This is a genomic window from Halomonas sp. A40-4 (genome assembly GCF_015767635.1).
GTDB lineage: Bacteria > Pseudomonadota > Gammaproteobacteria > Pseudomonadales > Halomonadaceae > Vreelandella > Vreelandella janggokensis.
The window spans coordinates 25,831-51,602 of sequence record NZ_CP065230.1 but is presented as its reverse complement, the minus strand read 5'-3'; the positions used below and the strand labels follow the sequence as shown (position 1 = coordinate 51,602).

Below are 25,772 nucleotides of genomic sequence, written 5' to 3'. Positions count from 1 at the left end.
CGACGCTTACTTTTTAACCACCGGAAGGCCGTCAGCCTGCCACTGCGCCATGCCACCTTTTAATTTAAAGGCGCGTTCAAAGCCTGCTTTCGCAAGCTTCGCCTGGGCAGCACCTGAACTTTGTCCATGTTTACACGCCACAATGATCGGCTTGTCTTTCACTTTATTCAGCTCATTCATGCGGCTATCAAGGCTGCTCTGGGGAATATTCCGCGCACCGGCAATATGCCCCGTTTTAAAGTCTTTACTTTCACGGATATCCAGTACAACGGCGTCTTCACGGTTAATGAGCTGCGTGGCCTCAGTGGCCGTTAGCGCATGGGTTGAGGCGCTGCGTGTTTCGTACACAATCCACGCAATCAGCGCCAGCACAAACGCCCCTACCAATAGGGGGTGATTCATTACGAATTCGAACAGCTGATCGATCATCGCGACACAATCTCTTGGTCAATACAGAAAAAAGCGGCATTGCCACCATTAGAACGCGACAAGTATACACGTCTGACGCCAGCGCGCGCAGGCCGCGAATAAAAACGAGCACCAGCGCGGCCATGCGTGAAACGTCAACAGGCCCTATTCATGACGCTCAGCCACTGGCTGCGTTATGATGCCCCAAGCATGCATTAGTCGCGACCCCGATTGGCTTTATGCCGTCCGGTTCGCCACTCATCAGGAGAAATTTTATGGACACTGCAAGCACTCCCCGCCCCGTCGCGTTAATTATTTTAGACGGCTACGGCCACAACCCCGACAACGCGCACAATGCAGTAGCTGCCGCCAACACACCGGTAATGGATAAACTCTGGGCTGACCGACCACATGCCTTTGTCCACACGGATGGGCGCCACGTCGGGCTACCTGACGGGCAAATGGGGAACTCCGAAGTGGGCCACATGAACCTGGGTGCCGGCCGCATTGTTTACCAGGACTTTACCCGCATCACCAAGGCAATTGAAGACGGCGACCTGGACACCATTGACGTGCTGACCCGGCCCATCGACGAGGCAGTGACCAACGGACGTCCCGTTCACCTGCTGGGGCTGCTTTCGCCCGGTGGCGTTCACAGTCACGAGGACCACTTTATCGCCATGGCGGAGCTGGCGGCCCGCCGCGGCGCCCAGCGTATCTATGTTCACGCCTTCCTGGACGGCCGGGATATGCCGCCACAAAGCGCGTTGCGCTCCATAGAGCGTGCCAACGCCCGTCTGGCTGAGCTGGTAGGGGCTGACAACGGCTTTGTTGCCTCGATCATCGGTCGCTTTTACGCCATGGATCGCGACAACCGTTGGGAGCGTGTTGAGCAAGCCTACCGCCTGCTCACTGACGGCCACGCCGACTACTATGCCACCAGCGCTGAAACGGCGTTGCGCGATGCCTACGACCGTGGTGAAACCGATGAATTTGTGGCCGCCAGTAGCATTCCGCTGAGTGACGGCTCCCAAGACAAGGCCATCACATTACAGGATGGCGACGCGGCAATATTCCTTAACTTCCGCTCGGACCGCGCTCGCGAACTGACCCGCGCCTTCGTCGAGCCTGACTTCAATGGTTTCGAGCGGCGCGTCTGTCCCAAGCTCGCGGGCGATGGGCTGGTCATGATGACCCAGTACGCCGCCGATATTCCCGCACCAGCCGCCTTCCCGCCCTCGGACCTGAACGACACTCTGGGGGAAGTCGTGGCCAAACGCGGCTTGAAACAGCTGCGCATCGCCGAAACTGAAAAATACCCCCATGTCACCTTCTTCTTTTCGGGCGGCAATGAAGCCGAATATGAAGGCGAAGAGCGTATTCTCGTCCCCTCACCGCGCGACGTGAAAACTTACGACGAAAAGCCCGAAATGAGCGCCGTCGAGATTACCGACAAGTTGGTTGAGGCCATCGATAGCGGCCGCTTTGACCTGATGGTATGCAACTACGCCAACGGCGATATGGTGGGCCACACCGGTGACTTTGACGCCGCAGTAAAAGCCATAGAAACCGTCGATACCTGCGCGGGACGCGTGGTCGAAGCCATTGAGCGCGCGGGCGGGGCCTGCCTGATTACCGCCGATCATGGCAACGCCGAGCAGATGGTCCACCCCGAGACCGGCGCACCGCAAACCGCCCACACCACCTTTATGGTGCCACTGGTTTACATTGGAGAACGTCCAGGGGCGCTGGAGGATGGACGGCTATGTGATCTTGCCCCGACGCTTTTGCGCATGATGAATCAAGAGGTTCCTCAAGCGATGACCGGCCACCCATTGATCACCTTCGGTTAATCCGCTTGATGCGACGACTTGTCAGCATAGCGGCTGGGATAGCGCTGTTATACGCTACGCACAGCGCTGCCCAGCCCAGCGAAACCCAGGCACGCCAGCAACTGGATAACCTCGGCCAGGCGATCGAGGCGCTTTCCGAGCGCTTGAGCGAAACCGATGAAGCTCGCGAAGGGGCCAAACGCGAGCTGCGCGAGGTTGAAACCGAGCTCGCCGAGACCCATCAACGGCTCGATCAGCTACAAAGCGAGCGCCGCAAGCTCAATGAGGAAACCAATCAGCTTCGCAAGCATCGCGACCGCCTTGAGGCAGACCGCGAAGTTCAATCAGATGCCCTCGGCCAACAGCTGGCAGCGCTTTACCGGTTGGGACCGACTCCCCAACTCAAACTGCTGTTAAATCAGGGCGACCCCGCCGAACTTGACCGCATGCAGGCTTACTTGAATCGGCTTACCGAGGCGCGTCAGCAGCGCATGGCCGAGATAGCCCGGTTGGATAGTGCGCTGGCCGACACCCAACAAGCACTTGCCGAGCGCGAGGACCGACTGGACGCTCTGTCCGAAGAACTGGAAGCCGAAAGTGCACGGCTCGCCGAACGCACCCAGGAACGTCGCGGCGTCGTAAACAGCCTAGATGACCGCTATGGCAGTGAAGCCGAGCGTCTGGCCGCCCTGAATGATGACCGAGAGCAGGCCGAACAGCGACTGCGCGAGATTCAGGCCGAGCTGGCACGCCTTGACGAGCCTGCGCCGACGACCCATATTGCCCGTACTCAGGGGGATCTGCCCTGGCCGGTCCAGGGCGATATCACGGCGGCTTTTCAGCGCCGTGATGGTGTCCATTACAACGGCATCGTCATTCAGGCCACGGCAGGCACCTCGGTTAGCGCCGTGCACCCTGGTCGTGTGGTGTTTGCCGACTGGATGCGTGGATTTGGCAATTTATTGATTATCGACCATGGTGATCAAATCATGACGCTCTACGCCCACCTGCAGCAGTTCACCGCGCGCCCCGGTCAGCAGATCGAGCGCGGCGACGAGATTGGTCGGGTTGGCGATAGCGGTGGTCAGCCACGTAGTGCGCTTTACTTTGAAGTCCGCAGGCGTGGTGAACCAATTAACCCACAACGTTGGATTGCACGCCGCTGACGGGATAAGCTGGGTAATTCTTGTTGTCATTGGGGTAGCGGCGCGCGCTGCCCACCAATATCGTTTCGCGGAGTCTGCATGACGCTATCTGTTACCGAGGGATCGGCCCTTGCCAAACGCCTCTTGGCAACCCTGCTCCCTATCGCTTTACTTTCGGTCCCGTTACCGCTTCTGGCTCAGCCCAGTAGTGACAGCGACGGGACAGTTGATAACGTCAGCGACGACCTGCCGCTTGAAGAAATCCAGACGTTTGCCGAGGTATTTGAGCGCATCAAGCGCGCCTATGTCGAAGACGTCGAAGACCGCACTCTACTCCGCAACGCCATGCGCGGCATGCTGAGCGAGCTGGACCCTCACTCCGCCTATCTGGATAAAGAAGAATATCAAAGCCTGCGCGAATCCACCGAGGGCGAGTTCGGCGGAATCGGCATCGAAGTGGGTATGGAAAACGGCCAGCTTATGATCATAACGCCGATCGACGATACCCCGGCCTCAGAGGCGGGGCTGATGTCCCGGGATATCATCATCAGTATCGATGGCACCCCCACCGAGGGCATGTCCCTGCAAGAGGCCGTGACCTTGATGCGTGGCGACCCCGATACAACGCTGGACATTTCCGTGCTACGGGCAGGCGAAGAGTCCCCTCGCGAGTTCACCCTTACCCGCGAGATTATCCGTAGCGAAAGCGTCAAACACGAGTTGCTGGAAACCGGCTATGGCTATTTACGCATCAGCCAGTTCCAGTCACGCACGCCTGAGCAGGCCAGGGAAGCCCTGCAGCGCATGGCCCGTGAACAGCCGCTGGATGGCCTGGTGCTCGATTTACGTAATAACCCCGGCGGGGTTTTACAGGCCGCCGTTGGCGTGGCGGACCTGTTCCTGGATGAAGGGCTGATTGTCTACACCGAGGGTCGCATTCCCGACAACGAGCTATCATTCTCCGCCTCGGCTGATACGCCAGCAGAGGATGTGCCGCTTGTCGTGCTGATCAATGGCGGTAGCGCCTCCGCCGCGGAGATTGTCGCCGGTGCCCTTCAGGATCAGCGCCGCGGCGTGATCATGGGCACCGACAGTTTCGGTAAGGGATCGGTACAGCAGATCATGCCGCTGGGCAATGGTGAGGGGTTGAAGCTTACCACGGCGCTTTACTATACGCCGCAAGGCCGTTCCATTCAGGCCCAGGGCATCGAACCCGACGTTGATGTGGTTCGCGGGCGCCTGGAAGTCGCCGAAGGCAGGCGCGAAATCCGCGAATCCGACCTGGAAGGCCATTTACAGTCCCAACAGGCCCCGCGTGACCAGGAAGAGGTGTCACAGCGCCTGCGCGAAGACTACCAGTTGAGCGAAGCACTTAATCTGCTCAAAGCGCTGAACGTGGTCGACCGCCGCCGTCATTAACGGCACGAAGCCGGCAAGCGGCCGCGTTCGCCGGTGGCTTGCCGCATTACCATGCGCTTCAGCGGAGTAAGCCGGTGCAAGCCGCTCATGCCCAGGTTACGCACCAGCGTCAGTGCCGGATCATGGCTGCCGAACAGGGTTTTAAAGCCTTTCATTAGTGCCAGCATGGCGCGGTTGTCACCGCGCCGACGGCGGGCATAGCGGCTCAAGGTGCTTAGCTCACCCCACGGTGCCCCCCGCCGCCAGGCCGAGGTGACCTCGTCGGCTAAAACGGCGGCATCCATCAACCCCAGGTTAGCCCCCTGCCCCGCCAGGGGATGAAGGCTATGGGCCGCATCACCCACCAGTGCAAAATGCGGCTGCACGTAATGCACTGCATGGCGTTGGACCAACGCAAAACGGTGCGCTTTATCGCAGACGCTCACCGCGCCCATTCGCTCCCCCAGGGCGTGGCCCAGGGCTTCCCCCAACGCCTCTCGGGAAAGCTGGCACAGCGCTTCGGCATGCGCGGGGGTGGTCGACCACACAATCGAGCAGTAATGAGGGTCCCCCTCCACCGTTAGCGGCAAAAATGCCAACGGACACCCGTCGATAAACGCTTGCCGCGCGGTATCGCCATGGGGATAGCCGCAGCGCACCGTGGTGACCAGCGCCTCCTGGCCCATCGCCTCGCTGACCACGTCGATGCCCGCCATGTCGCGCAAGACCGAACGCGCACCGTCCGCCGCAACGACCAACGGCGCATGCAGCGATTGGCCATTCGCCAAGCGCAACTGACGCCCCGACGTTGAAGCCTCCAGGGCATCTACCGGCGTGCCGAAAAATATGCTGACCCGGCCCTGGTCTTGAAGCGTTGTGTGCAACGCCGATAACGTCACGTCATTCTCGACGATATGCCCCAACACGGACACGCCCGCTTCGTCGGCGGAAAAGCTTATCTCGCCGCTACCCTCGGCGTCCCATACCTGCATATAGCGATAAGGGGTCACCCGGGCATTAACCATTAATGGCCAGGCCCCGATATGGGTTAACAGTCGCTGCGAGACCGGTGTCAGAGCACTCACCCGGGGCGACGGCAAACCGCTCACCTCGTGCAAGGGGGGCTGTGCTTGCGCTTCTACCAGCGCCACCTGCATGCCGGCGTCGGCCAATAGCCAGCTCAACGTCGAGCCCACCATGCCGGCGCCGACAACGATGGCGTCGAAGCCGTTCTCCGCCGGTGCACCTGACTCATTGGATGTCTGCATAACACTCCTTCTGCTGGCAGCCCCGGGGGCACTCAACGCTCCAGTCCCATCGCCCGGCGCGCCAGACCTTTACGTAATGGCCCGATGATATTGAGCCCCACCAGGCCGGCGGCTCTGGCATGGGGTAAAAAGGGTAAGTTCATGCCAAACAGGCGAATCAGGCCATCACTAAAGCGAATCACATTGGCTCGGTCCTGAGCGCGCTGCCGCTCGAACGCCTGAAGCGTGGTCATGTCACCCAACGGCCGCTTCGCCAACTCGCCTTTCTCAAGTGCCTCGACCAGGTCCATTACCCCACGAAGGGCCAGATTAAAGCCTTGACCGGCCACCGGGTGCAGCGCATGGGCTGCATTGCCCAGCACCGCAAGCCCAGGCCGAACGGGCTCCTCGGCAGTGATTAAGGTCAATGGATAGCTGTGGCGCTGGCCCACTCGGGTAAAGCGCCCGACCCTGTCGCCAAAGGCCGTTTGCAGCTGCGCCAGGAAGTCTCCATCGGATAGATCCAGGCGCGCTTGTTCATGCCCGGTGGAATGCGTCCAGATCAACTCCATCGTCTGCCCTGGCAAGGGTAACAGAGCGATAGGCCCGGCCTGGGTAAACCGCTCATAGGCCACGCCCTGATGTGGCTGGCTAACGCCCACATGAGCAATCAGCGCCGTTTGCTGATAGGCCTCGCGACGGCTGCCAATGCCAAGCTGCTCCTTTAAACCCGACCGCCCGCCGTCCGCCAGCACTGTCAGGGCGCCGTGGAGCCGACTGCCATCAGACAGCATCAAGTCGTGCCCTTGGGGCGTCGGCGTGATGTTGTCGACCTTGGCCGGGCAGTGCCATTCAAGGGGTAATGCATTCAGCCGCTGATGCAGCACGCGCCCCATCCAGGCATTGGGAATCACGTGACCCAGCGCATCCACGCCCAGTTCATCGGCACTGAGCCGGGTTGCCCCGAGCCGCCCCCGTTCACTGATATGGATACGCTTGATGGGCGTTGCCTCGGTTTGCATTGCCTCCCATACGCCCAGCTGACGAAAGCGCTGGGCCGAGCCTTCCGCAATGGCACTGGCACGAGCGTCGAAACTGGGTTGCCAGGCCTCATCAAGTGATTTGGCCGGTAACGGCGCCGCTTCGATAATGGCGACTTTCCAGCCGTAACGCTCAATCAAGGGCGCCAGAGCACAGCCCAGACTTGCGCCGACTAATCCGCCCCCCACAATCACAATGTCATGGGTTACCGTTTGCCCAGACGCTTGCATTGACTCTCTCCCGCTGGTGACACAGGACCACGCTTATTGCGTAACGTAAATTACATAATGCACTGCAACGACTTAATCAGGCGCCATGAGAGCTTCAATATCGGCTACCCGTTTAGGGACCTGGTGGGTCAGTACCTCACGCCCCTGGGCGGTAACCACCACGTCATCCTCAATACGGATGCCGATACCGCGGTACGCGGCCGGAATGTCAGCTTCATCGGGAATATAAAGCCCCGGCTCAACGGTCAGCACCATACCGGGCTCAAGTGGACACGGGGTTTCTGCGTCCAGGCGATAGGTGCCCACATCATGCACATCCAGCCCCAGCCAGTGCGATGTCGAATGAAGATAAAACCGCCGGTAGCGCTGCTCGTCGATGCAGGTTTGCAGATCGCCTTCCAGCAGACCCAGTTCCATCAATCCAGTGGTCAAGTCAGACACAACGCCCTGATGGATTTCGGCGAGGGTGGTGCCAGGCTGAACAGCCGCAACAGCCCGCTCCTGGGCATCAAGCACCACCTGGTAAAGCACTCGCTGAGCATCGCTGAAGCGCCCGGAAACCGGGAAAGTGCGGGTAATATCGCCCGCGTAAAGGTCAAACTCGGCACCGGCATCGATCAACACCAGCTCGCCGTCTGCAAGGGGTGCACTGTTCTCAATGTAGTGCAACACGCAGGCATTGGCACCGCTCCCGACAATCGTGCTGTAGGCGGGTCCGCTGCCACCCTGCCAGACAAACTCATGCTCCAGCTCAGCCTGAAGCTGATATTCGCTTAACCCAGGGCGCGCTACCTGCATGGCGCGCACATGAGCACGGGCAGAGATTGACGCGGCGTGCCGCAACAAGGCGATTTCCGACTCGCTCTTAATCTGACGCATGGCATGTATCAGCGGGCTAATATCCATCCAGCCTTTCAGCATGGGATGACCGCGACGTTGACCCGCCTTGGCCTGGGACAGGGCGTCTTCGGCAATATCGAGGGCATCGCCCTGATCAAGCGGTAAATAGAGCCACTCACGACCCGCTAACAGCTCAAGCAACAATGTCTCGCGTTCGGCGTTCTCGAACGCCTGATCGACGCCATGCATTGTCACGACTCCCTGAGCGCCCAATCGCCGCCCTGTCCAGGCTTCCATGGTGGGGTCACGGTCCTGGCAGAACACCACGCTTTGCCCCGCTTCGCGCCCGGGTAACAGCACCAGCAGGGCATCCGGCTCGCCAATACCGGTCAGGTAGTAGAAATCGCTGCTTTGCCGGAACGCATACTCACTGTCATGAGAACGCGTTACCAACGATGCGCCGGGCACAATAACGGCGGCATTCGGCGGAAGTTGGGCCATGAGGGTCTCGCGCCGCTGTTGGTATTCCGCTGACGGGATAGCCGGAGGGCGAGGCAGTACATCAGGCAACATAGCGTTTTCCAAAACAGATTAATGAACAGGGGTATCAGTTTGCTCGACCTGCGGCTGACCGGGGTGTTGCTCGGTATACAGCAGCATGGCAGCCATACGCGCGTGCTCGGTCAGCGCAAAGAGGTCATTTTCATTTTCCGGGGAATCATCGATATCCGTCTCGATCTGGCCTAACCCGGCAAGGTCTTCTACCGCTTCACGCAGGGTTTGCGACCAATGCTTTCGCTGTGCGTCATCGGCCACTTCGTCGACCACTTCCATGAAGCCTAGCGTCCACTCCTTCAGGCCCTGGGCCTGCTCAGCCAGGCTGAACAGCTCATCCGGCAGCAGGGGGGCATAGTTCATATCACTGGCGCTTAGCGCCTCCAGGGTTTGCCGTCGCCAGCCCAACAGACGTTCAGCACTCGCCGAATCGCGTGGCTGATCCACCCCCAGGCTTAAGCAGACCTCTTCCAGCCAAGCCTGGGCATCCATATCACGCAGCGCGAGCAGTGCGCATAACCGGCCGTCCAGAAAGGCGGGCGACTGCATACTCCCGTGCAACAAAAAAACATCGGCGATATCCGAGAAATCCTGGCGTTCGTCTATTAGCGACATCGTCTTCACTCGTTGATGGGTTTAGGGTCGCTCGGGCTTGCGCGTTGACCCCGCGCAAGCGGCTCTCTTATAGTGAGCGACATCGTCCTTCCTATGCAGTGATGTTAACGCATTGGGCATCCTTTTGACCCGTGCCGGAGCCTGTCATGAGTAACACTAAACGGCCTACTACCGAAATCAGCCTGTTAGGGCGTGATTACGTGATTGCCTGCGACCCCGGTGAAGAAGCCAAACTAGAACGGGCCGCACGCTACCTGGACCGCGCCATGCAAGGGATTCAAGCCCAAAGCAGCCTGCTGGGAAGCGAACGTATCGCGATCATGGCGGCACTTAACATTACCCACGAGCTGCTTGAAGCCATGGACGAACATCGCGCCGGAGAAGCCAGCCTGAACCGGCTTAACGAGCGGCTTGAGCACGCTTTGTCACAAACCCGCACGCCGTAAAGACCGTTTAACGCATGCCTTTGGCATTGGGCCCCGCTCTGTTAGGATGATGACGTTCTCTGGGGTGTGCGCCAGTCGTTACAGTCCCTCGAGCCTATGCGTAATACCTAGGGGGCCAAATGCTAGCCAGGCCCGTGTGCATGTCCGTGCGTCGGAAAGCCTGACGGCTTGGCTGCGGCCACCCACCTGAACCAGTAGGTTCAGGGCCAGAACGACAGCGGCACTCTGGGGAACACTAATGATGAACAGCCTCCACAGCGCTGAAGAAAAACGCGCTTTGCGACGTGAACTGCGTCGGCGGCGTCAATCGCTCTCGCTGCGTGAACAACGCGAAGCAGCCCACCGTCTCTGTCAGCAGCTTAAGCGCCTTCCCGAAATTCACCGCGCAAGACGCATCAGTCTTTACTTACCTGTCATGGGTGAAATCGACCCGACCCCGCTACTTCCCTGGTTGCGTCGACGAAGAGTGTCGGTTTATCTACCCGTTTTACGGCCATTCAGTGCCAATACGCTCTGGTTTGTCGCCTACCATGCCAACACGCCGATGATCAAAAACCGCTTTGGCATCGCCGAGCCGGATACCCGTTTTGCGGCCAAACATCAGCGTCGTTTGCCCGCATGGGCGTTGGATACAGTGATCTTACCGTTGGTCGGCTTTGATGCCCGGGCCAATCGCATGGGCATGGGCGGCGGCTTTTACGATCGCAGCCTTGCCTTTATGCGCCGCCCTGGCCCCAAACCGACGCTGCTGGGTGTTGCCCACGCTTGCCAACAGGTAGATACCCTCCCTGTTGAGCCCTGGGACATACCATTAAACGCCGTGGTGAGTGACCAGCATATCGTTCGCCCAGGATAAGCTACCTAAAAAAATGGGCTGGCCCGTAAGGGCCAGCCCATTGAGCCGGTGACGCTTTCGTACCCCAGCGCTACGGCTTAACCTCCCGAAAGCGCCTGCGCGTAGCCGGTGGCTAATACCCCGAGCGCAAACACAATCATTAGTGTCAGTACCATATCGGGTTTCTTACGCCGCATAGTGCTTCTCCAGCCCCTTTAAAGTTGTCAACTTTAAGGCGTCATCCTGGTTACCTGTCGTTGATGAGCAGCCTAATACTGCCCTGATGACGCCCTTCATCAATATCGCCTGTGACTATAGGGCCAATAGGCTATCGTTGACAACGGCTTAACCCCCTATATGACATTAAAAAATAAACGCACACTGTTTCTTAACAAACTGACTTGTGAAGGGCTGCGCTGTAAGTAACCGCTCACATATTTGGCGACGCAAGATCAAGCCATGAACAGCCGGTAGGCGGGATTATCGCTTTCCCGCCAATAGCGGTAGCCAATCGCATCCAGATGCTCGGCGACGTGAGAGCGGTCACCATTAGGTACCTGCATACCCACCAGAACACGGCCATAAGCGGCCCCGTGGTTACGATAATGAAACAGCGAAATATTCCAGTCATGGGGCAGTTGGGTGAGAAAGTTCATCAGGGCCCCTGGACGCTCAGGAAATTCAAAGCGATACAGCTCTTCTTCAAAGTATTCGCTGGGGCGGCCGCCACTCAAATGACGGATGTGTAACTTGGCAAGCTCGTTGTCGGTCAAGTCCTCGACCTGATACCCCCCGTCCCGAAGCTTGTCGATGACCAGTTGGCGATCTTCGCCGCCGGGTTTAACCTGCACGCCGACAAAAATATGCGCTTCGCTGTTATCTGCGTAGCGGTAGCTGAACTCCGTGACCATGCGTTTGCCAAGCGTGCGGCAGAACTTTTTAAAGCTGCCTGGCTTTTCGGCAATCGTTACCGCCAGGATCGCCTCCCGCTGCTCGCCAAGCTCGGTCCGCTCGGCAATATGCTGTAGACGGTCAAAGTTGGTGTTGGCGCCGGAATTGATGCACAGCAGGGTTTCGCCTTCCGCGCCGGTTTGCTGAATATATTTTTTCAACCCGGCCAGCGACAGCGCGCCCGAGGTTTCCGCGACGGCGCGGGTATCTTCAAAGATATCTTTGACAGCGGCGCACATTTCATCGGCGGTAACGGTAATCACATCGTCGATAATGTCTTTCACCAGCGAAAAGGGCACTTCGCCAATCTGCGCCACGGCAACACCTTCAGCAAAAACACCCACCTGGTCCAGCACTACCCGTTCACCGGCCTCCAATGCCGCTTTCAGGCAGGCGCTGTCTTCGGACTCAACACCGATCACCTTGATATCCGGGCGCAGATATTTAACGTAGGCAGCGATCCCGGCAATCAGTCCACCGCCGCCAACCGGTACAAAAATAGCATCAAGACGCCCCGCCTGCTGGCGCAGGATTTCCACCGCGACAGTGCCCTGGCCGGCGACAATATCAATATCATCGAAGGGGGGAATATAGGTATAGCCGTGCTCCTTGATCAGCTCCTGGGCATGCTCAGCGGCGGCAGCAAAGGCATCCCCCTTGAGGACTACCTTGGCGCCCCGGGCGCGGACCGCCTGTACTTTAATCTCTGGGGTAATCCGTGGCATCACGATCACCGCTTTGACGCCCATCAATTTGGCGGCCATGGCAAGCCCCTGGGCATGGTTGCCCGCCGACGCGGCGATCACGCCTTTGGCTTTCTGTTCTTCGCTGAGCTGGGCCATCTTGTTGTAGGCCCCACGGATCTTGAACGAGAAAACCGGCTGCAGGTCTTCGCGCTTGATTAAAATCTGGTTATTGAAACGACGCGACAAAAAAGGAGCAGGTGAAATGGGCGTTTCACAAGCGGCTTCGTAAACGTGGGCCTGGAGGATCTTTTTGACGGTAGCTTCAAGCATGCGGAAAATTCCAAGAAAGAACATAACCCTGACGGGTGCGGGGAAAGCTCCTATTGGTAGCAGATTACGCCGTTCGACGTCCAGCAGCGTTTTGATCGGCAGGCCGCGTTTAGGCCGTTATAATGGTCACCGAGTCCAATCTTCCCTGCGAAAAGGCATACCATGAACCAAGACGAACTCAAGGCCGCCGTCGCCGATAAAGCGATCAGTGAAATTGAACCCTGGCTGGAAAAAGACACCGTGCTGGGAATCGGCACCGGCTCGACGGCCAACCTGTTTATCGACCGCTTAAAGCCGCTACGTGATCAGTTCAAGGGAGCGGTGGCAAGCTCTGAGGCCAGTGCCAAACGCTTGGAAGCATTGGGCATCGAGGTGTTCGAGTTGAATAGCGTTGGAACACTGCCCTTTTACATCGACGGCGCTGACGAAGTGAATGCTCACTTACAAATGATCAAAGGCGGCGGAGCGGCACTCACCCGGGAAAAAATCGTGGCTGCCTGCGCCGAGCGTTTCATTTGCATCGCCGACCAATCCAAATATGTCAGCCAGCTTGGGCACTTTCCACTGCCGGTGGAAGTCATTCCCATGGCACGCTCCTACGTTTCCCGCCAACTCGTCGCCCTGGGGGCTGAACCGGTGTATCGGCAAGGCGTGGTTACCGACAATGGCAACCAGATTATCGACTGCTATGAATTCATGATCGACGACCCGGTCGCCATGGAAGCCACGCTCAACGCCATTGTGGGCGTGGTCACCAATGGTCTATTTGCCGACCGAGGAGCCGACATCCTGCTATTAGGCAACCCGGAGGGCGTTGAGCGGATCACGCTACGCTAATAATTTTGTAGCTTGCTCATCCTTAGCCAGGCCAGTTTTTACGCTGGCCTTTGTTTTATCGAACAATAACACCCCCTCCACCTCTCTTCTCACCCTACTCGTCCCCAGGCCCATACCCTTACCCATGCTCAAAGTATGACGAAAAGCATGCCGTGTTAGTGAGCAAATCCATTAGTCCGACTATTGCTTCTAATTGTAATTAGAATTAAACATAAGGATACAAACTGTTGCAAAAAAAGCGCTGATTAACGTCTTGTGACGAAGACGTCATCAGCCAATAAAGGGGAAGGGAACATCATGTTGGATCACAACGATAAGCGTGTTCTTGTGACGGGTGGTGCAGGCTTTATAGGCTCCCATACGGTCGACCTACTTTTGGCAAGCGGTTACTCGGTGCGCGTGCTGGACAATTTTTCAAGTGGTCGCCAGGCCAACCTGCCTGAACACAAACATCTTGACGTTATGCAAGGTGATATCCGATCCCGCGAGGACGTCTCAGCCGCAATGCGGGGAATCACTCATTGCCTACACCTGGCCGCTCAGGTATCCGTTTCACGCTCAGTTGAAGATCCTTACGACTCTGCCACACATAATATCCTAGGGGCGCTTAACGTGATGCAATCGGCAGCCCAGGCAAAGGTCACGAAACTCGTTTACGCTTCTTCTGCCGCCGTTTACGGTGTGCCAACACAGCTGCCCCTGACCGAAGAGTCATGTCAGCAGCCGCTATCGCCTTATGGGCTGGAAAAATGGGTGGATGAACGCTATGCCGCCCTGCTGGCAAGCCTGCACAACTTACCCAGTTTAGGGCTGCGTTATTTCAATGTTTACGGCCCACGCCAAGATCCGCACTCGCCCTATGCGGGGGTTGTGGCGCGCTTTATCGACAGACTGCTTGCCCATCAAGCGCCTATCGTGTATGGCGATGGACACCAATCACGCGACTTTATCTATGTCGGCGATGTGGCCCGCGCCAACCTTACCGCGCTGTTCAGCGAACAGTGTGGTATTTGCAACGTGGCTACCGGTCAGCGGATTAATCTGCTTGAACTGATCGACCTTCTTAACCACTTCACCGGTTGTTCATTACCCGCCCAGCACCTACCCGCCAAGGCCGAAGATATTCAACATTCTTACGGGGACCCTCAGCGGCTGGCCGAATGGCTATCGTTGAGTCCGCAATGGACGCTAAGCGAAGGCCTGAGCGAACTCATTCAAGACTATCGCCACACCATCGCCAGGGAGTCAGCCTCCCCACTGAAGGTGAGCGCCTGATAAGCGCATTATGCGAATGGTCAATACCAATATAAAGGTGATGCTGTGGCGACTTCTCTCTTCCGTGGACTACTCTTAGCACTCAACATGCTAAGCAGTGCCCTGGTGTATGCGGCCACAACACCCGGCCAACCCAGCGTTGCGTTCTACTACGGCAATGACGCCCCCACCGAGCTTCTCTCGCAGTTCGACTGGATCGTGGTCGAGGCGGCCAATATTGACCATGACCAATCCCGTCAACTTAGACAGCACGGCGGGCAAGTCTTTGCCTACGTCAGTGTTGGTGAACTCGACGCATGGCGGGAAGCCAAGACACTTGTTGCCGAAGATGCGCTGGTCACCCGCAACGACGCCTGGAATAGCCAGGTCGCCGACCTGACCGCCCCCGAGTGGCAACGATGGTTGATTGAGGAACACATTCGACCATTGTGGAATGCGGGTTATCGTGGCCTGTTTCTCGACACTTTGGATAGTTATCGCCTATTTGCCCCTGAGGGAGACGCCGCTAAGCGCCAGCAAGACGCGCTGGTGGAGATCGTTACCCAGATCAAACGTCAGTTCCCCGATATGCAACTGGTGTTCAACCGGGGCTTTGAAATCCTTGACCGCGTTCACAGTGATGTTGCCGGGGTGGCCGCAGAGTCGCTCTATCGCGGCTGGAACCCCAGCACCAAGGTCTACGGGGCAGTGCCTGACGATGACCAGGCCTGGCTTTACGCACAGCTTGCCCGCGTTAGGGATGACTATCAGCTGCCCGCGATTGCGATCGACTATGTGCCCGCCAATAACCGCGCGTTAGCGCGAGACACCGCCAAGCGCATTCATGACGAAGGGTTTATTCCCTGGGTGAGTGTTCCACAACTCAATCAAATGGGTATCGGGCTGATCGAGGCCATGCCTCGGCGAGTGCTGATCCTGTTTGATAAAGCCAAGACGGAAGCTGGCGAGTTGGCCTACACCAACGCCCATCGTTACCTGGCAATGCCCCTTGAGTACCTTGGCTACGGCGCCGAGTATCGCGACGTCAATGAGCCGCTGCCCAGCGACACCCTGCACGGCCGCTATGCCGGCGTGGTCACATGGTTTAACGAGTCGTTAACGAATGCCCCACATTATGCCCCCTGGCTACAGCATCAAATGGAGAATGGCCTGCGTGCAGTCATCATCGGTGATCCAGGCATACCGCTCTCGGGCTCGTTGGGTACTTTAATGGGGCTGCGTGAAGTCAGCGGTCTTGTGGCTTCCTCGTTAACACCACTGGAACATGACAACCTGGTTGATTTCGAAGGGTTTCCACACCCGTCCCCCGCACCGCAGACCAGCTACCAGATACTCAACAGCGCCAACACATCACATCTGACGCTGAGCGATGACCAGCAGCGGCGCTTTTCACCGATCATCACCGGCCCTTGGGGTGGTCTTGCAAGCCACCCGTGGATTTTCGAGCAGGCCAGCGAAACGCAAATACGCTGGAATCTTGATCCCTTTGCCTTCTTAAAGCGCGCATTAGCACTCCCGGACATGCCGATCCCCGACGCCACCACCGAAAATGGCGCCCGCTACTGGATGACCCAGATTGACGGCGATGCTTTTGTTAGCCGCGCCGACATGCCGGGCACGCCCTTCACAGGCGAACTGATGCTGTCGGACATTTTAAGGCGCTATCAGGTGCCTACCACGGTGTCGATTATTGAAGGCGAGATAGGTCCTGAGGGCCTTTATCCCCAGCACCGCGCTACGTTAGAACCGCTAGCCCGGCGTATTTTCAGTCTCCCTTGGGTGGAAGTCGCAACGCACACCTTTAGCCACCCTTTCGAGTGGGAAAGCCTCAATGAAAACGACTTGGCGGGCCAGGGTGTAACTCTTGCCAATTTCAATTACAACCTTCCGATTCCCGGCTATCGCTTCTCGCTACGACGCGAAATCGAAGGCTCAACCGACTATATCAACCGTGAGCTGGCACCCGCCGATAAGCCGGTCAAGGTGGTGCTATGGACGGGTAACGCACTACCGCCGGAAAAAGCCTTGGCGATTGCCGACGAGTTGGGGCTACGCAATATTAACGGCGGCAACACCAGCGTTACCCAAAGCAACCCGACCATGACCAATGTGTCGCCCATGCTGCGCCCGCTGGGCCGCTACCTTCAGGTTTATGCCCCGCAGATTAATGAAAATATATATACCAACAACATGCTTGGCCCACTTTGGGGCTATCGGCGAGCGATTGAGACCTACCAGCTCACCGACCAGCCGCGCCGTTTAAAGCCTATCGATATTTACTATCACTTTTACTCTGCTGCGAGTCCCGGGGCACTGCGTGCGCTCCATCAGGTATATGAGTACGTACTCACACAAGAGACGTTGCCGCTTTTTACCAGCGCGTGGAGTGATGTCGCCACCCAGTGGTACCACACCGGTATCGCCAAGCAGTTAGACAGTGGCTGGCAGATCAAAGGGGCTAACCACATGCGTACCCTACGTTTACCCGCGGACATGGGCTGGCCTGATCTCGAGCGCTCTAGAGGCGTTGCGGGCGTGCGCGACATCAATTCGGGTCGCTATATCGCGCTCTCAGGTGACCGTAACGCCACCCTTTACGTGACGACTAGTCAACCGCAAGTACCTCACTTGCGCTATGCCAACGGGCGCATCACCGAGTGGCAGACAGGGTCGTCCGGGCAGCTAAGCTTAGGCCTTGCCGCCGAACAGTTACCATTAAAGGTAGCGCTAGCCAACACCCATAACTGTCAAGTCTCTGCCCCTGGGGCGCGTATTGAACAACGTGATAACGCCACTCTACTAGCCTTTGACCGCGCTGATGCTGAGCGTATCGAGGTGCGCTGTGCAACGCGTTAATCCCAAAGCCGGTACTGTGTTGCGTCAAAGGCGCCTGATCCGACCGTTGACCCTGCGCCTGGTGGCATTGGTCATCGCCTTGATGTTGGTATTGCTGTTTCCTGCCCACCATCTGCTGACCCTCGAAAGCAGCGACAGCATGCCGAGCCGTATTTCACTGCTGTACTCCCAGGCACTGTTAAACGCCAACCCGGATAACGTCGAGCTACGCGTCAATCTTGCAAGCAAACTGCTCCAGGTGGGCGACGCGCCGTTGGCTCGCACTATCCTGATGCCTCTGCATGACAATGAAGACAAGACGATTCAATGGCTGCGCCTGTCCATCGAGTGGCAATTGCTCGCGGCGATCAAAGTGGAGCAACCAGACCGTCAGCAAGCCGTGCAGCAGTTTCAAGCCATCCTGCAGGCTTTCCAGACCAACGCCCATCTGCCTGCGGCGTATTTAGAACGCATGGCGGACTACTGGCTGGCCACGGAGACCCCTTCACAGGCCGCTACACTTTATGAGCGTCTTGCTGAGCAGCAGGTCGACAGCCAATATCATTGGTTATCACTGGCCGGCTACTGGTGGCTTCGCGCCGGTCACCCGGAGCGCTCGGCCGCCGCCTGGCATCGCGCTTACCGAGTCGCGGAAATGCCCAGGGTGACACTGGGCTGGCTTTCCTGGCTGATTGCCTCAGCGCACGCCCAACAAGGCGATGATAGCGCCGAATCGCCGCGCCGATCTGCAGCTCTGGAAGCGCTACGCTCCGCCCAACAGAGCCAGCAGGACGATGGTGTCGAATACGCCCGCGAATACCTGGCCGCGTTTCCCAATGACCGCGAGCTGCTCGACCTGGGTATTCGCCTCGCACTGGCCCACGGCCAGCCTCAGCAGGCGCTTGGCTGGTCACAGCGACTCATCGACCAGCAACCGGACATCGCGAACCTAGAACGCCACGTCAACATCGCCCTGGGCCTTAACGAATTAGCCAGCGCGCTGGGGGCGCTCGACCAGCTACGCCGCCAAGACCCAGACAACACCGCTTACCTGGAGCAACTGACCCAAACTCAGCAGTGGTCCGGCGATGCCGCGGGCGCACTGCAAAACGCTGATCAACTCGCCCGTCAAACCGGCGAGGAAAGCCATAATCGCTGGGTCATTTCGCTGGCACTGAGTGTCCGCGACCGACCTTCTGTCATACGCGCCTTGAACCGCCTTGATGGCCAAGGCCAACTGACGCTGGAAGACCGTCGTTTATGGGCCGATTTGCTTGAACAATTGGGCGAGCCCGACGCCGCGATTGAGCAGATCCAAGCCTGGCAGGCATCCGGCATTCACGACCAAGCGCTAGGTATTCGCCTGGCCACCTGGCTTGGGCAAACCGGACGCCTGGATGAAGCGGCTGACAGTTGGGCGGCACTCAATGTCCGCTACGGGTCACAGCCTGAGTTCATCCAGGCCCAAAACCAGTTGATGAGCCAAAACTGGCAGTTGGATCGTGCCTTGCAACTATTAGGCTCGCCCACGGATGGCATCAGCATGGGCGCCAGCAATGACAAGCAACGCGCCGAGCTAGCCTGGCAGCTAGGCGATAGCCAGGCCAGCATGACGGCCTATCGCAGGTTATTTGAACAGGATAACCTGGACGCAGAAGGCGCCTCCCGGCTCATACAAACCGCTGCTGATAATGACAACCTCGACCTTGCCATGCGGGTGACCGAGTACCGCTGGGCCCAGGCACGTGACGGCGATGCCCTGATTCAAATGCTCTATCTGGCCCAACGAGAACGCCAGACAGCATTGACCCAGTCGCTATTGGCGATGGCAGAACAAACCCCTGAAAGATTCGCTAATTCGTCGGATTATTGGGCTGCGTCGGCACAGCAAGCGCTGCTCCGGCGAGAACCTGACGAAGCGATCAACGCTTACCAACGCGCCCTGGAGCACTCACCCCAGGACCCTGGTCTTCGCGCAGGCATGCTATACGCGTTGATCGCCTCAGGGGATGATGAAGCAATACGCGAGCGCATCACAGAGTGGCAGGAGCAGGCCGTTCAGACGCCTTCCATGATGAGCGCCATGGCCGACGCGGAACGTTTTTCAGGCAACCTCGATCAAGCACTTGTCTGGTACGCCTTGGCAAGCGACGCAGGTGTATTGGATGCCTGGCAGCAGCTTTACTACGCCGATGCCCTCAGTCAGCGCGGTGAAGTAGCGCTGGCATTTAACATGCGCTTGGCCGCCTTCGACGAGCTGTCGCCAACCTTTACCTCACCGCTAGCGTCTCCTCTGAGCGAGGCGCAGCGCCGCGACCATACTCAGGCAATGGCAATAGTGGCCAACCGACATGGCCCTGAGAGCGTGCGCAGCTGGTACCACCAGCTCGTGACAGACGCCTTTGCCGATACGCCCCCCCAACCCAGCGACAGCGAGTGGCTGTTCGATGCACACATGGCTATGCGACAGCCCGTTCACGCCCGCTATTTGCTGCTCCGCGCCCAGTCACAGGGGTATGTCAGTCCCGCCTGGCAAACGTTGGCTGTGGCCTTAGAAAAAAACGATCGCGATACACTAGAAGGGTTATTGGATAGCGATGCGGGTCGCGCGCTTTCCGCCACCGATCGCTTAGCCATTATGCGCCAGCTTGACCGTCGACAAGACGCCTGGGCGCTCGCCGAACGGCTTACCGCGAAGGGCGTGGACCGACGGCGTGATGTCGTCGAGCTAGCCGCCGACATGCCTCACCGGCTGGCCACTTCGGCTAAATATCGGCGCTTGGGCGACCTGGATATCGCCTCACAGGACGTGTCATATCAGCTAAGTGGAGAGCGTTTCTGGGGCCAGCTTGATCTGGTTCGTCGTCAGCTAGATAACCACGACGACGCTGTCGATAGCCAAGACCTCCGCGATGAACAAGCCGTCGAATTAACCGTGGGCCGGAACGGTACGCGCCTTGATACCGAGTTATCGCTGGGCCAGCTAAACACTGACCGTAATAACCGGCTTTACGGTGGCGTGTCTCAACGCTGGCAGGCCACCTCACGCCTGGCAGGCACGCTGTATGGCGAAATAAGCCATGTGTCCGATATTAGCGACTCGATGCGACTGCTAGCCGTCGAAGACCAGATTGGCATTCGCATGGAATGGACCCCTACCGCCCGAGACACTCTGACCCTGGACACTCGTCACGTGAATCTGCGCAGCCGCGAAACACGGCAGACATTGGGCGATGGCTATCGGGTAGATGCCGAGCTACGCCATGCGCTGCTGAAAGGGGCTACCCGCCAGTTGGATCTCAGTTTGTTGGCCAATCATGCCGACTATTCCATCGGCCAGTTGCCTGACGATATCCGCCAGCGACTACCAGCCAATTTTCAAGCTGATGACTTGCTCACCGAACAATCGAGTTTTGTAGGGGTCGGCGTCGCGCTGCGACGCGGGGAACCCGCCAGCACTTCCCCTTTGCTGGCCTCACCGAGTTTCGAGGTAGCGTTGGAAGCGGGCTACCAGCTACCCGAAAAAGATATCGGCCTTAACGCCCGTTTTGCCTTGGGTAGCCGACTTTTCGGTAATGACGCACTCAGCCTGAGCCTGGAGGCTGACCAGGGAACGGGGAATGATGGCGACACTAACCTGGGCGTTTCACTCACTTATCAATACTTCCTGGGGCACTGAACATGCCACGGGCGACCCAACGGCAACGCCGTTACCCCACCACTGCTTGAGGCGCCGAGCTAGCGCCCTGGAGATACAGCGATGCGTATTCATCATTTGAGGCCGTTGGCACAGCTGGCACTTCTTGTTGGCGTGATATTACTCAGTGGCTGCGCGGTCACGGATGTTCACCGCTCAGAACCGCTAAGCCGCCAGGCGCAATGGGCATTACTGCCAATTGCCAACCATTCGGAAACACCGCTGGCAGGGCAGAAGGCGGAAGCCAGCCTTACGACGCTTTTGCATCAGCAAGGCATCAGTTCCCTGACCCAGGCGCCTCGCCCGCCCCAGCAAAATTTATTGGCGCTGCCCAGTGAGCAGGACTATCAAGCGGCTCTCAGTTGGGCGCAGCAGCAAGGGGCGCGCTATGGGGTGACGGGGTCGGTGGATGAGTGGCATTACAAAACCGGTCTGGATGGCGAACCCGCTATTGGCATCAGTTTGCGCGTAGTGGATGTCAACACAGGGGATATTTTATGGAGCGCCAGCGGCGCACGGTCTGGCTGGGGCTTCAGCACCACCAGCGGCGTGGCACAGAAACTGATGGCGGATCTCGTCGACACCTTGCCCGTACAGCAGTGAGGCCACAATGATCCTATCGACCGATGAACGTCAGCCTGCACTGCCCTCCCGCGGGTTAAGGCTTCTAGAAACCGCCGTCATCACTCTCGGGTTTCCGGTTATCGGCTGGCTCATCAACCCAGATGACCCCTTGCTACTGGGCAGTGGCTTAACCTGGCTATTGGCTATCGCCCCCTTGCTGGTGGGCATGCGCTATGGCTTTGCTCTGGGTTTCAGTAGTGGCTTGGTCAGCGTCGTATTGATGGGGCTTGAGGGATGGTGGTACCACGGTGACCTGCTAAACGACTCGTCACAACGCCTGCCAGTGGCCATCGCGCTGATATTGGTAGGCATGGTGGCAGGTGAAATGGCCGATAACTGGCGGCGGCGTTTACATCAGATGACGGTTGTCCACCGTGCTCAGTCGACGCGGTTAGAGGAGTTTATCCGCCACTATCAGCTATTGCGCGTTTCCCATGATCAACTGGCCGAGCGCTTGGCGGCCAACCCGTTCACGCTGCGTGATGCCCTGAAAGCCCTTGAAGCCAAGTACCAAGCACTTGCGCCTGGCGTCGATGTTCTCAGGCAACACGGCAACGAACTGCTGAACTTCCTGGCCCTGCATGCCAGGGTCCAAAAGGCAGCGTTGATACCCGTCGATCGCCAACAGCGATTACAGCCACAGTCTGTCACATGGTATGGCGGCGATATTGCGCTTCCGTGGAACGACCCGATGCTCTTGGCCTGCCTTGAACAACGCCGCATGATCTGCCTTAAAAGCGCAATGGATCAAGGAATTAACATTGATAACGCGCCACTGCTTGCCGTCGTGCCTCTCATTGATGTCGAGCAACGCATCTACGCTGTTGTAGCTATTACCGCTATGCCTTTCATCGATTTTCATCGTGGCCACTTACACCTGCTGGCCGTGCTGGGGGCTCAGTTGGGTGATCTGTTGCAACAGACCCAACACACACTGCAGGGAGAAAGCACTGACCATCGCGCCATCGTCGCCCAGTGGGTTCGACACGCCCGCGATCATCAACTGACCTCGCTGCTCATCACCATTGATTTCTCAACCCAGCTCAGCGACATCCAGATAACCTCCGCCAAGGATAGCATCGTCAGTGCGCAACGCGGCCTCGACCGTAGCTGGGTCACTCCAAAAGACGACGGTTCGCAGCGACTCTATGTACTGCTGCCGTTAACAAAACAAACGGCCTTTGCGATGTATGCCGAGCGGTTAAAAGAAACCATGGCCGCGCAGCCGGGTATCGGCGAGGCCTGCCAATACATTGATGTCAGCTACCAGGTCATTGACGGTCGGCGTTCGGCCAGGAAGCTGCTCTCGACCAATACTCGCCCCGAGGCAAGCCATGCTCACGCCTAGTCCTGCAAGACGTTTATCAATCGGCATGCTCTGGCTGGCCGCGGGCTTTGGTGCTGAAGCCTGGGGTGCTCACATGTGGTTCGCGACGGCAAGTGTGCCTTCTTTACCCATCATGTTGCTACATGGCGCTGGCGCGCTACTGATGGCGGAAGGTATTCGACAACTATTGCCTTCAGGCTACCAGCAGCCCTTGATGGGTAATCTTCTACTGCTGTTTTTATTACTCTTCCTGTTGCCGGGTATCGGCTTACTGGGTTTATTGATGGCCGTGGTTCCCGCACTTTATGGGGCTACCCCAAAACGTGACGTGTCTTGGCAGGCACTGAATTTACCGCCTCTCCCTTACCAGCCGCTCTCCCCGCCCAGCCCTGAGACCACTGCCATGCGGGAAGGCTTAGCCAGTATATTGAGCTATTCCGATAGCCCAGTGCTGCGCCAGGAAGCCATTCTGGCCTGCCGACATCTACCACGGCGCCAGGCGATCAATCTGCTTCGTCTAGGCCTGGCTGACCCGACCGATGACGTAAGGCTGCTGGCCTATTCCATGCTCAGTGGCATTGAGCGCGATGTCGACGAACGTATCCAACGACTCGTTCAGCACCGCGAGCGCGATGGTGACCCGCATGGGCATTTCGCCGAAGCATTGGCGACCCTCCACTGGGAATATGATTACCTTACCCTCGCCCAAGGCAGCACGACGCGATTCTATTTATCCCAAGCTCTTGACTACATCAATCAGGCCATCGGCCAAGCCAATCACGCTCATCGACAGCTCTTACGCGGCCGTATATACCTGGCCTTGAAGGATCAGCAAAGCGCCGAACAGGCCTTTCGCCAATGTGAAATGCTCGACATGCACGACGATGACCTCGCGCCTTATCGCGCCGAACAGGCCTTTCAAACCCGCAACTACCATATGCTACGCGATCATTTGTCACGACTGAGCCCTACGGCCCAGCAGCACCCTGTGTTGCACCCTCTAATGGAGTACTGGCGATGAACTGGCCGACACTGAGTCAACATGACGACCCGGCGGATGTTACTTTGCTGCTGGAAGGTACCTATCCCATGGTACGGGGAGGGGTAAGTGCCTGGGTAGACCAGTTGATTCGTGGTCTGCCACACCTTCGTTTCGCGCTGGTTTTCCTGGGCGGGAGCCGCGACCATTACCACGGCATTTTGTTTGAACGTCCCGCCAATGTGGTGCATCTAGAATGCCATTACTTAATGGAAGACTTGTCCCCGCGTCGCACCATCAAAGCTAGCAGAGGTCGAGCCAGCACCTTTGTCAAGGTCCGTGAACTTCACGACACGTTGCGTCAACCAATGGCGAGTGACCAACAGCGGGCACTATGCGACGTTGCCCGGATGATTGGCCAGCGGGGTGGCTTAAGTCAGGAGGATTTTCTTCACAGCCAGGAAGCATGGCAATACATTGTCGATCACTACCTCGAGCATGTGACAGAGCCCTCATTTATCGATTACTTTTGGTCAGTGCGCAATATTCACGCGCCGCTCTTCATGTTGGCGCGCATTGCCAACGCCTTACCAAAAAGCCACTGTCTACACGCCATCTCTACCGGCTATGCAGGATTCTTAGGCGCGCTGGCACACCATATCCATCAGCGGCCATTGGTGATCACCGAGCACGGTATCTATACCAAAGAGCGTCAAATAGACCTGCTCGAAGCCAAGTGGATTAAAACATCCCGGGATGCGCTGTCCCACGGGTTTCAGATCGATACCGGCTATATTCGCCAGATGTGGATCCGTTTCTTCCAGGGGCTTGGCCGAATGACCTACGCCAGTGCCGCGCAAATCACCACGCTCCATGAAGGCAACCGCTTGCGTCAACTGCAGGATGGGGCGACTGAGGCACGTACCCGGCTGATCCCCAATGGCATTAACATTGAGCGCTTTGCCCCGTTGCGCGATGCCACCGCGTGCAACCAAGCGCCCATTGTCGCTTTGCTGGGTCGCGTCACGCCGATCAAGGATATCAAGACGTTTATCCGCGCTATGCGCCAGTTGATCAGTCAATTGCCTGACGCCGAAGGCTGGATTGTCGGGCCGGACAGCGAGGATCCGACTTATGCCCAAGAATGCCGCGACCTGGTGGCACAGCTGGGCGTGGAAAAGAACGTGCGGTTTCTGGGTTTCCAACGCACCGAAGACATACTTGCCCAAGTGCGCCTGGTAGTGTTGACCTCAATTAGCGAAGCACAGCCATTGGTGGTGCTCGAAGCCATGGCTGCGGGCGTACCCGTGGTGTGCAGCGATGTCGGTGCCTGCCGCGAACTGGTCATGGGCCATCAGGATATTCGCCAAGCGGCAGGAGAAATCGTACCGATCGCCAACCCCATGGCGACGGCCAGTGCCATGCATTATCTGCTTGCTAATCCGGCGGTATGGCACAGTGCACGCGCCACAGGTATTGCCCGCGTTGAGGCCCAGTACACCGATATTTTAATGATGGAGCGTTACCAGCAGCTGTATAAAGATGTCATGCAACCCTCTTTAGCCGCCAGCGATTCATCGGCACCCGCGGGCAGCCCACTATCAACATTAACTGCACGTTAACCCCTTGGCGCTGGGAG

At 58.0% G+C, this 25,772-nt stretch carries 19 protein-coding genes and 1 other RNA gene; 14 read left to right on the top strand and 6 right to left on the bottom strand.

Translation table 11 applies throughout. The features are described from left to right. Positions 1-6 precede the first annotated feature (6 nt). Complete coding sequence (locus tag IT895_RS00200) at positions 7-429, bottom strand: rhodanese-like domain-containing protein (protein ID WP_085919132.1); 423 nt, start codon at positions 427-429, stop codon at positions 7-9. Between the two features lie 254 nt (positions 430-683). Here IT895_RS00200 and gpmI point away from each other — a divergent pair, with 254 nt between their 5' ends. The 3 genes from gpmI (at position 684) to IT895_RS00185 (ending at position 4,804) form a co-directional block, all read left to right on the top strand. Beyond that, positions 684-2,261 (top strand): 2,3-bisphosphoglycerate-independent phosphoglycerate mutase, encoded by a 1,578-nt coding sequence (gene gpmI, locus IT895_RS00195; protein WP_085919133.1) that lies wholly within the window; start codon positions 684-686, stop codon positions 2,259-2,261. An 8-nt stretch (positions 2,262-2,269) separates the two neighbouring features. Further along, positions 2,270-3,406, top strand: a complete 1,137-nt coding sequence (locus IT895_RS00190) for a murein hydrolase activator EnvC family protein (protein ID WP_085919134.1) — start codon at positions 2,270-2,272, stop codon at positions 3,404-3,406. 78 nt (positions 3,407-3,484) lie between these two features. Further along, positions 3,485-4,804 carry a S41 family peptidase gene (locus IT895_RS00185; RefSeq protein ID WP_085919135.1) on the top strand — a complete coding sequence of 440 codons (1,320 nt, stop codon included), beginning with the start codon at positions 3,485-3,487 and terminating at the stop codon, positions 4,802-4,804. Here the strand turns inward: IT895_RS00185 and IT895_RS00180 are convergent. The 4 genes from IT895_RS00180 to IT895_RS00165 form a co-directional block, all read right to left on the bottom strand. After that, positions 4,801-6,051: a UbiH/UbiF/VisC/COQ6 family ubiquinone biosynthesis hydroxylase gene (locus IT895_RS00180; RefSeq protein ID WP_199284396.1), complete on the bottom strand. Its 1,251-nt coding sequence runs from the start codon at positions 6,049-6,051 to the stop codon at positions 4,801-4,803. The two genes, IT895_RS00185 and IT895_RS00180, sit on opposite strands and share 4 nt — an antisense overlap. 32 nt (positions 6,052-6,083) lie before the next feature. After that, positions 6,084-7,301, bottom strand: coding sequence for a 2-octaprenyl-6-methoxyphenyl hydroxylase (gene ubiH, locus IT895_RS00175; RefSeq protein ID WP_085919137.1), 1,218 nt, complete (start codon positions 7,299-7,301; stop codon positions 6,084-6,086). A gap of 72 nt (positions 7,302-7,373) precedes the next feature. Then, a complete protein-coding gene (gene pepP, locus IT895_RS00170) occupies positions 7,374-8,714 on the bottom strand; it encodes a Xaa-Pro aminopeptidase (protein ID WP_085919138.1) in 1,341 nt (446 codons plus the stop codon). 18 nt (positions 8,715-8,732) lie between these two features. After that, positions 8,733-9,311 (bottom strand): UPF0149 family protein, encoded by a 579-nt coding sequence (locus IT895_RS00165; RefSeq protein ID WP_085919139.1) that lies wholly within the window; start codon positions 9,309-9,311, stop codon positions 8,733-8,735. A 146-nt stretch (positions 9,312-9,457) separates the two neighbouring features. Here IT895_RS00165 and IT895_RS00160 point away from each other — a divergent pair, with 146 nt between their 5' ends. The 3 genes from IT895_RS00160 (at position 9,458) to IT895_RS00150 (ending at position 10,613) form a co-directional block, all read left to right on the top strand. Then, complete coding sequence (locus IT895_RS00160; protein ID WP_085919140.1) at positions 9,458-9,757, top strand: cell division protein ZapA; 300 nt, start codon at positions 9,458-9,460, stop codon at positions 9,755-9,757. A gap of 53 nt (positions 9,758-9,810) precedes the next feature. Next, a non-coding RNA gene (gene ssrS / locus IT895_RS00155) (6S RNA) lies at positions 9,811-9,993 on the top strand. 5 nt (positions 9,994-9,998) lie between these two features. After that, positions 9,999-10,613, top strand: coding sequence for a 5-formyltetrahydrofolate cyclo-ligase (locus IT895_RS00150; RefSeq protein WP_085919230.1), 615 nt, complete (start codon positions 9,999-10,001; stop codon positions 10,611-10,613). A 431-nt stretch (positions 10,614-11,044) separates the two neighbouring features. Here the strand turns inward: IT895_RS00150 and ilvA are convergent, their stop codons facing one another. Next, complete coding sequence (gene ilvA, locus IT895_RS00145) at positions 11,045-12,559, bottom strand: threonine ammonia-lyase, biosynthetic (RefSeq protein ID WP_085919231.1); 1,515 nt, start codon at positions 12,557-12,559, stop codon at positions 11,045-11,047. 162 nt (positions 12,560-12,721) lie between these two features. On the opposite strand from ilvA, the gene rpiA reads away from it, so the two are divergent. From rpiA to pelF, 8 genes are all read left to right on the top strand, one after another. After that, positions 12,722-13,396 carry a ribose-5-phosphate isomerase RpiA gene (gene rpiA / locus IT895_RS00140; RefSeq protein ID WP_199284395.1) on the top strand — a complete coding sequence of 225 codons (675 nt, stop codon included), beginning with the start codon at positions 12,722-12,724 and terminating at the stop codon, positions 13,394-13,396. A gap of 297 nt (positions 13,397-13,693) precedes the next feature. Beyond that, the gene (locus tag IT895_RS00135) at positions 13,694-14,671 is read left to right on the top strand and encodes an NAD-dependent epimerase/dehydratase family protein (RefSeq protein ID WP_085919142.1); all 978 of its coding nucleotides are present in this window, start codon (positions 13,694-13,696) and stop codon (positions 14,669-14,671) included. A 45-nt stretch (positions 14,672-14,716) separates the two neighbouring features. Beyond that, positions 14,717-17,527: a bifunctional glycoside hydrolase 114/ polysaccharide deacetylase family protein gene (locus tag IT895_RS00130; RefSeq protein WP_233337319.1), complete on the top strand. Its 2,811-nt coding sequence runs from the start codon at positions 14,717-14,719 to the stop codon at positions 17,525-17,527. Continuing rightward, the gene (locus tag IT895_RS00125; protein WP_199284394.1) at positions 17,514-21,185 is read left to right on the top strand and encodes a tetratricopeptide repeat protein; all 3,672 of its coding nucleotides are present in this window, start codon (positions 17,514-17,516) and stop codon (positions 21,183-21,185) included. Before IT895_RS00130 ends, IT895_RS00125 begins: the two co-directional genes overlap by 14 nt. A gap of 81 nt (positions 21,186-21,266) precedes the next feature. Further along, positions 21,267-21,806, top strand: coding sequence for a hypothetical protein (locus IT895_RS00120; RefSeq protein WP_085919145.1), 540 nt, complete (start codon positions 21,267-21,269; stop codon positions 21,804-21,806). Between the two features lie 7 nt (positions 21,807-21,813). Continuing rightward, on the top strand, positions 21,814-23,175 hold the full coding sequence (locus IT895_RS00115) for a PelD GGDEF domain-containing protein (protein WP_199284393.1): 1,362 nt from the start codon (positions 21,814-21,816) through the stop codon (positions 23,173-23,175). Further along, complete coding sequence (locus tag IT895_RS00110) at positions 23,162-24,175, top strand: HEAT repeat domain-containing protein (RefSeq protein WP_139839370.1); 1,014 nt, start codon at positions 23,162-23,164, stop codon at positions 24,173-24,175. The genes IT895_RS00115 and IT895_RS00110 overlap by 14 nt, the downstream gene beginning before the upstream one ends. After that, positions 24,172-25,755, top strand: a complete 1,584-nt coding sequence (gene pelF / locus IT895_RS00105) for a GT4 family glycosyltransferase PelF (RefSeq protein ID WP_233337318.1) — start codon at positions 24,172-24,174, stop codon at positions 25,753-25,755. The genes IT895_RS00110 and pelF overlap by 4 nt, the downstream gene beginning before the upstream one ends. Positions 25,756-25,772: the final 17 nt, after the last annotated feature.

Coding starts and splice junctions, on each gene's coding strand:
- IT895_RS00200 (WP_085919132.1), bottom strand. CDS start 429: ATGATCGATCAGCTGTTCGAATTCGTAATGAATCACCCCCTATTGGTA.
- gpmI (WP_085919133.1), top strand. CDS start 684: ATGGACACTGCAAGCACTCCCCGCCCCGTCGCGTTAATTATTTTAGAC.
- IT895_RS00190 (WP_085919134.1), top strand. CDS start 2,270: ATGCGACGACTTGTCAGCATAGCGGCTGGGATAGCGCTGTTATACGCT.
- IT895_RS00185 (WP_085919135.1), top strand. CDS start 3,485: ATGACGCTATCTGTTACCGAGGGATCGGCCCTTGCCAAACGCCTCTTG.
- IT895_RS00180 (WP_199284396.1), bottom strand. CDS start 6,051: ATGCAGACATCCAATGAGTCAGGTGCACCGGCGGAGAACGGCTTCGAC.
- ubiH (WP_085919137.1), bottom strand. CDS start 7,301: ATGCAAGCGTCTGGGCAAACGGTAACCCATGACATTGTGATTGTGGGG.
- pepP (WP_085919138.1), bottom strand. CDS start 8,714: ATGTTGCCTGATGTACTGCCTCGCCCTCCGGCTATCCCGTCAGCGGAA.
- IT895_RS00165 (WP_085919139.1), bottom strand. CDS start 9,311: ATGTCGCTAATAGACGAACGCCAGGATTTCTCGGATATCGCCGATGTT.
- IT895_RS00160 (WP_085919140.1), top strand. CDS start 9,458: ATGAGTAACACTAAACGGCCTACTACCGAAATCAGCCTGTTAGGGCGT.
- IT895_RS00150 (WP_085919230.1), top strand. CDS start 9,999: ATGAACAGCCTCCACAGCGCTGAAGAAAAACGCGCTTTGCGACGTGAA.
- ilvA (WP_085919231.1), bottom strand. CDS start 12,559: ATGCTTGAAGCTACCGTCAAAAAGATCCTCCAGGCCCACGTTTACGAA.
- rpiA (WP_199284395.1), top strand. CDS start 12,722: ATGAACCAAGACGAACTCAAGGCCGCCGTCGCCGATAAAGCGATCAGT.
- IT895_RS00135 (WP_085919142.1), top strand. CDS start 13,694: ATGTTGGATCACAACGATAAGCGTGTTCTTGTGACGGGTGGTGCAGGC.
- IT895_RS00120 (WP_085919145.1), top strand. CDS start 21,267: ATGCGTATTCATCATTTGAGGCCGTTGGCACAGCTGGCACTTCTTGTT.
- IT895_RS00115 (WP_199284393.1), top strand. CDS start 21,814: ATGATCCTATCGACCGATGAACGTCAGCCTGCACTGCCCTCCCGCGGG.
- IT895_RS00110 (WP_139839370.1), top strand. CDS start 23,162: ATGCTCACGCCTAGTCCTGCAAGACGTTTATCAATCGGCATGCTCTGG.
- pelF (WP_233337318.1), top strand. CDS start 24,172: ATGAACTGGCCGACACTGAGTCAACATGACGACCCGGCGGATGTTACT.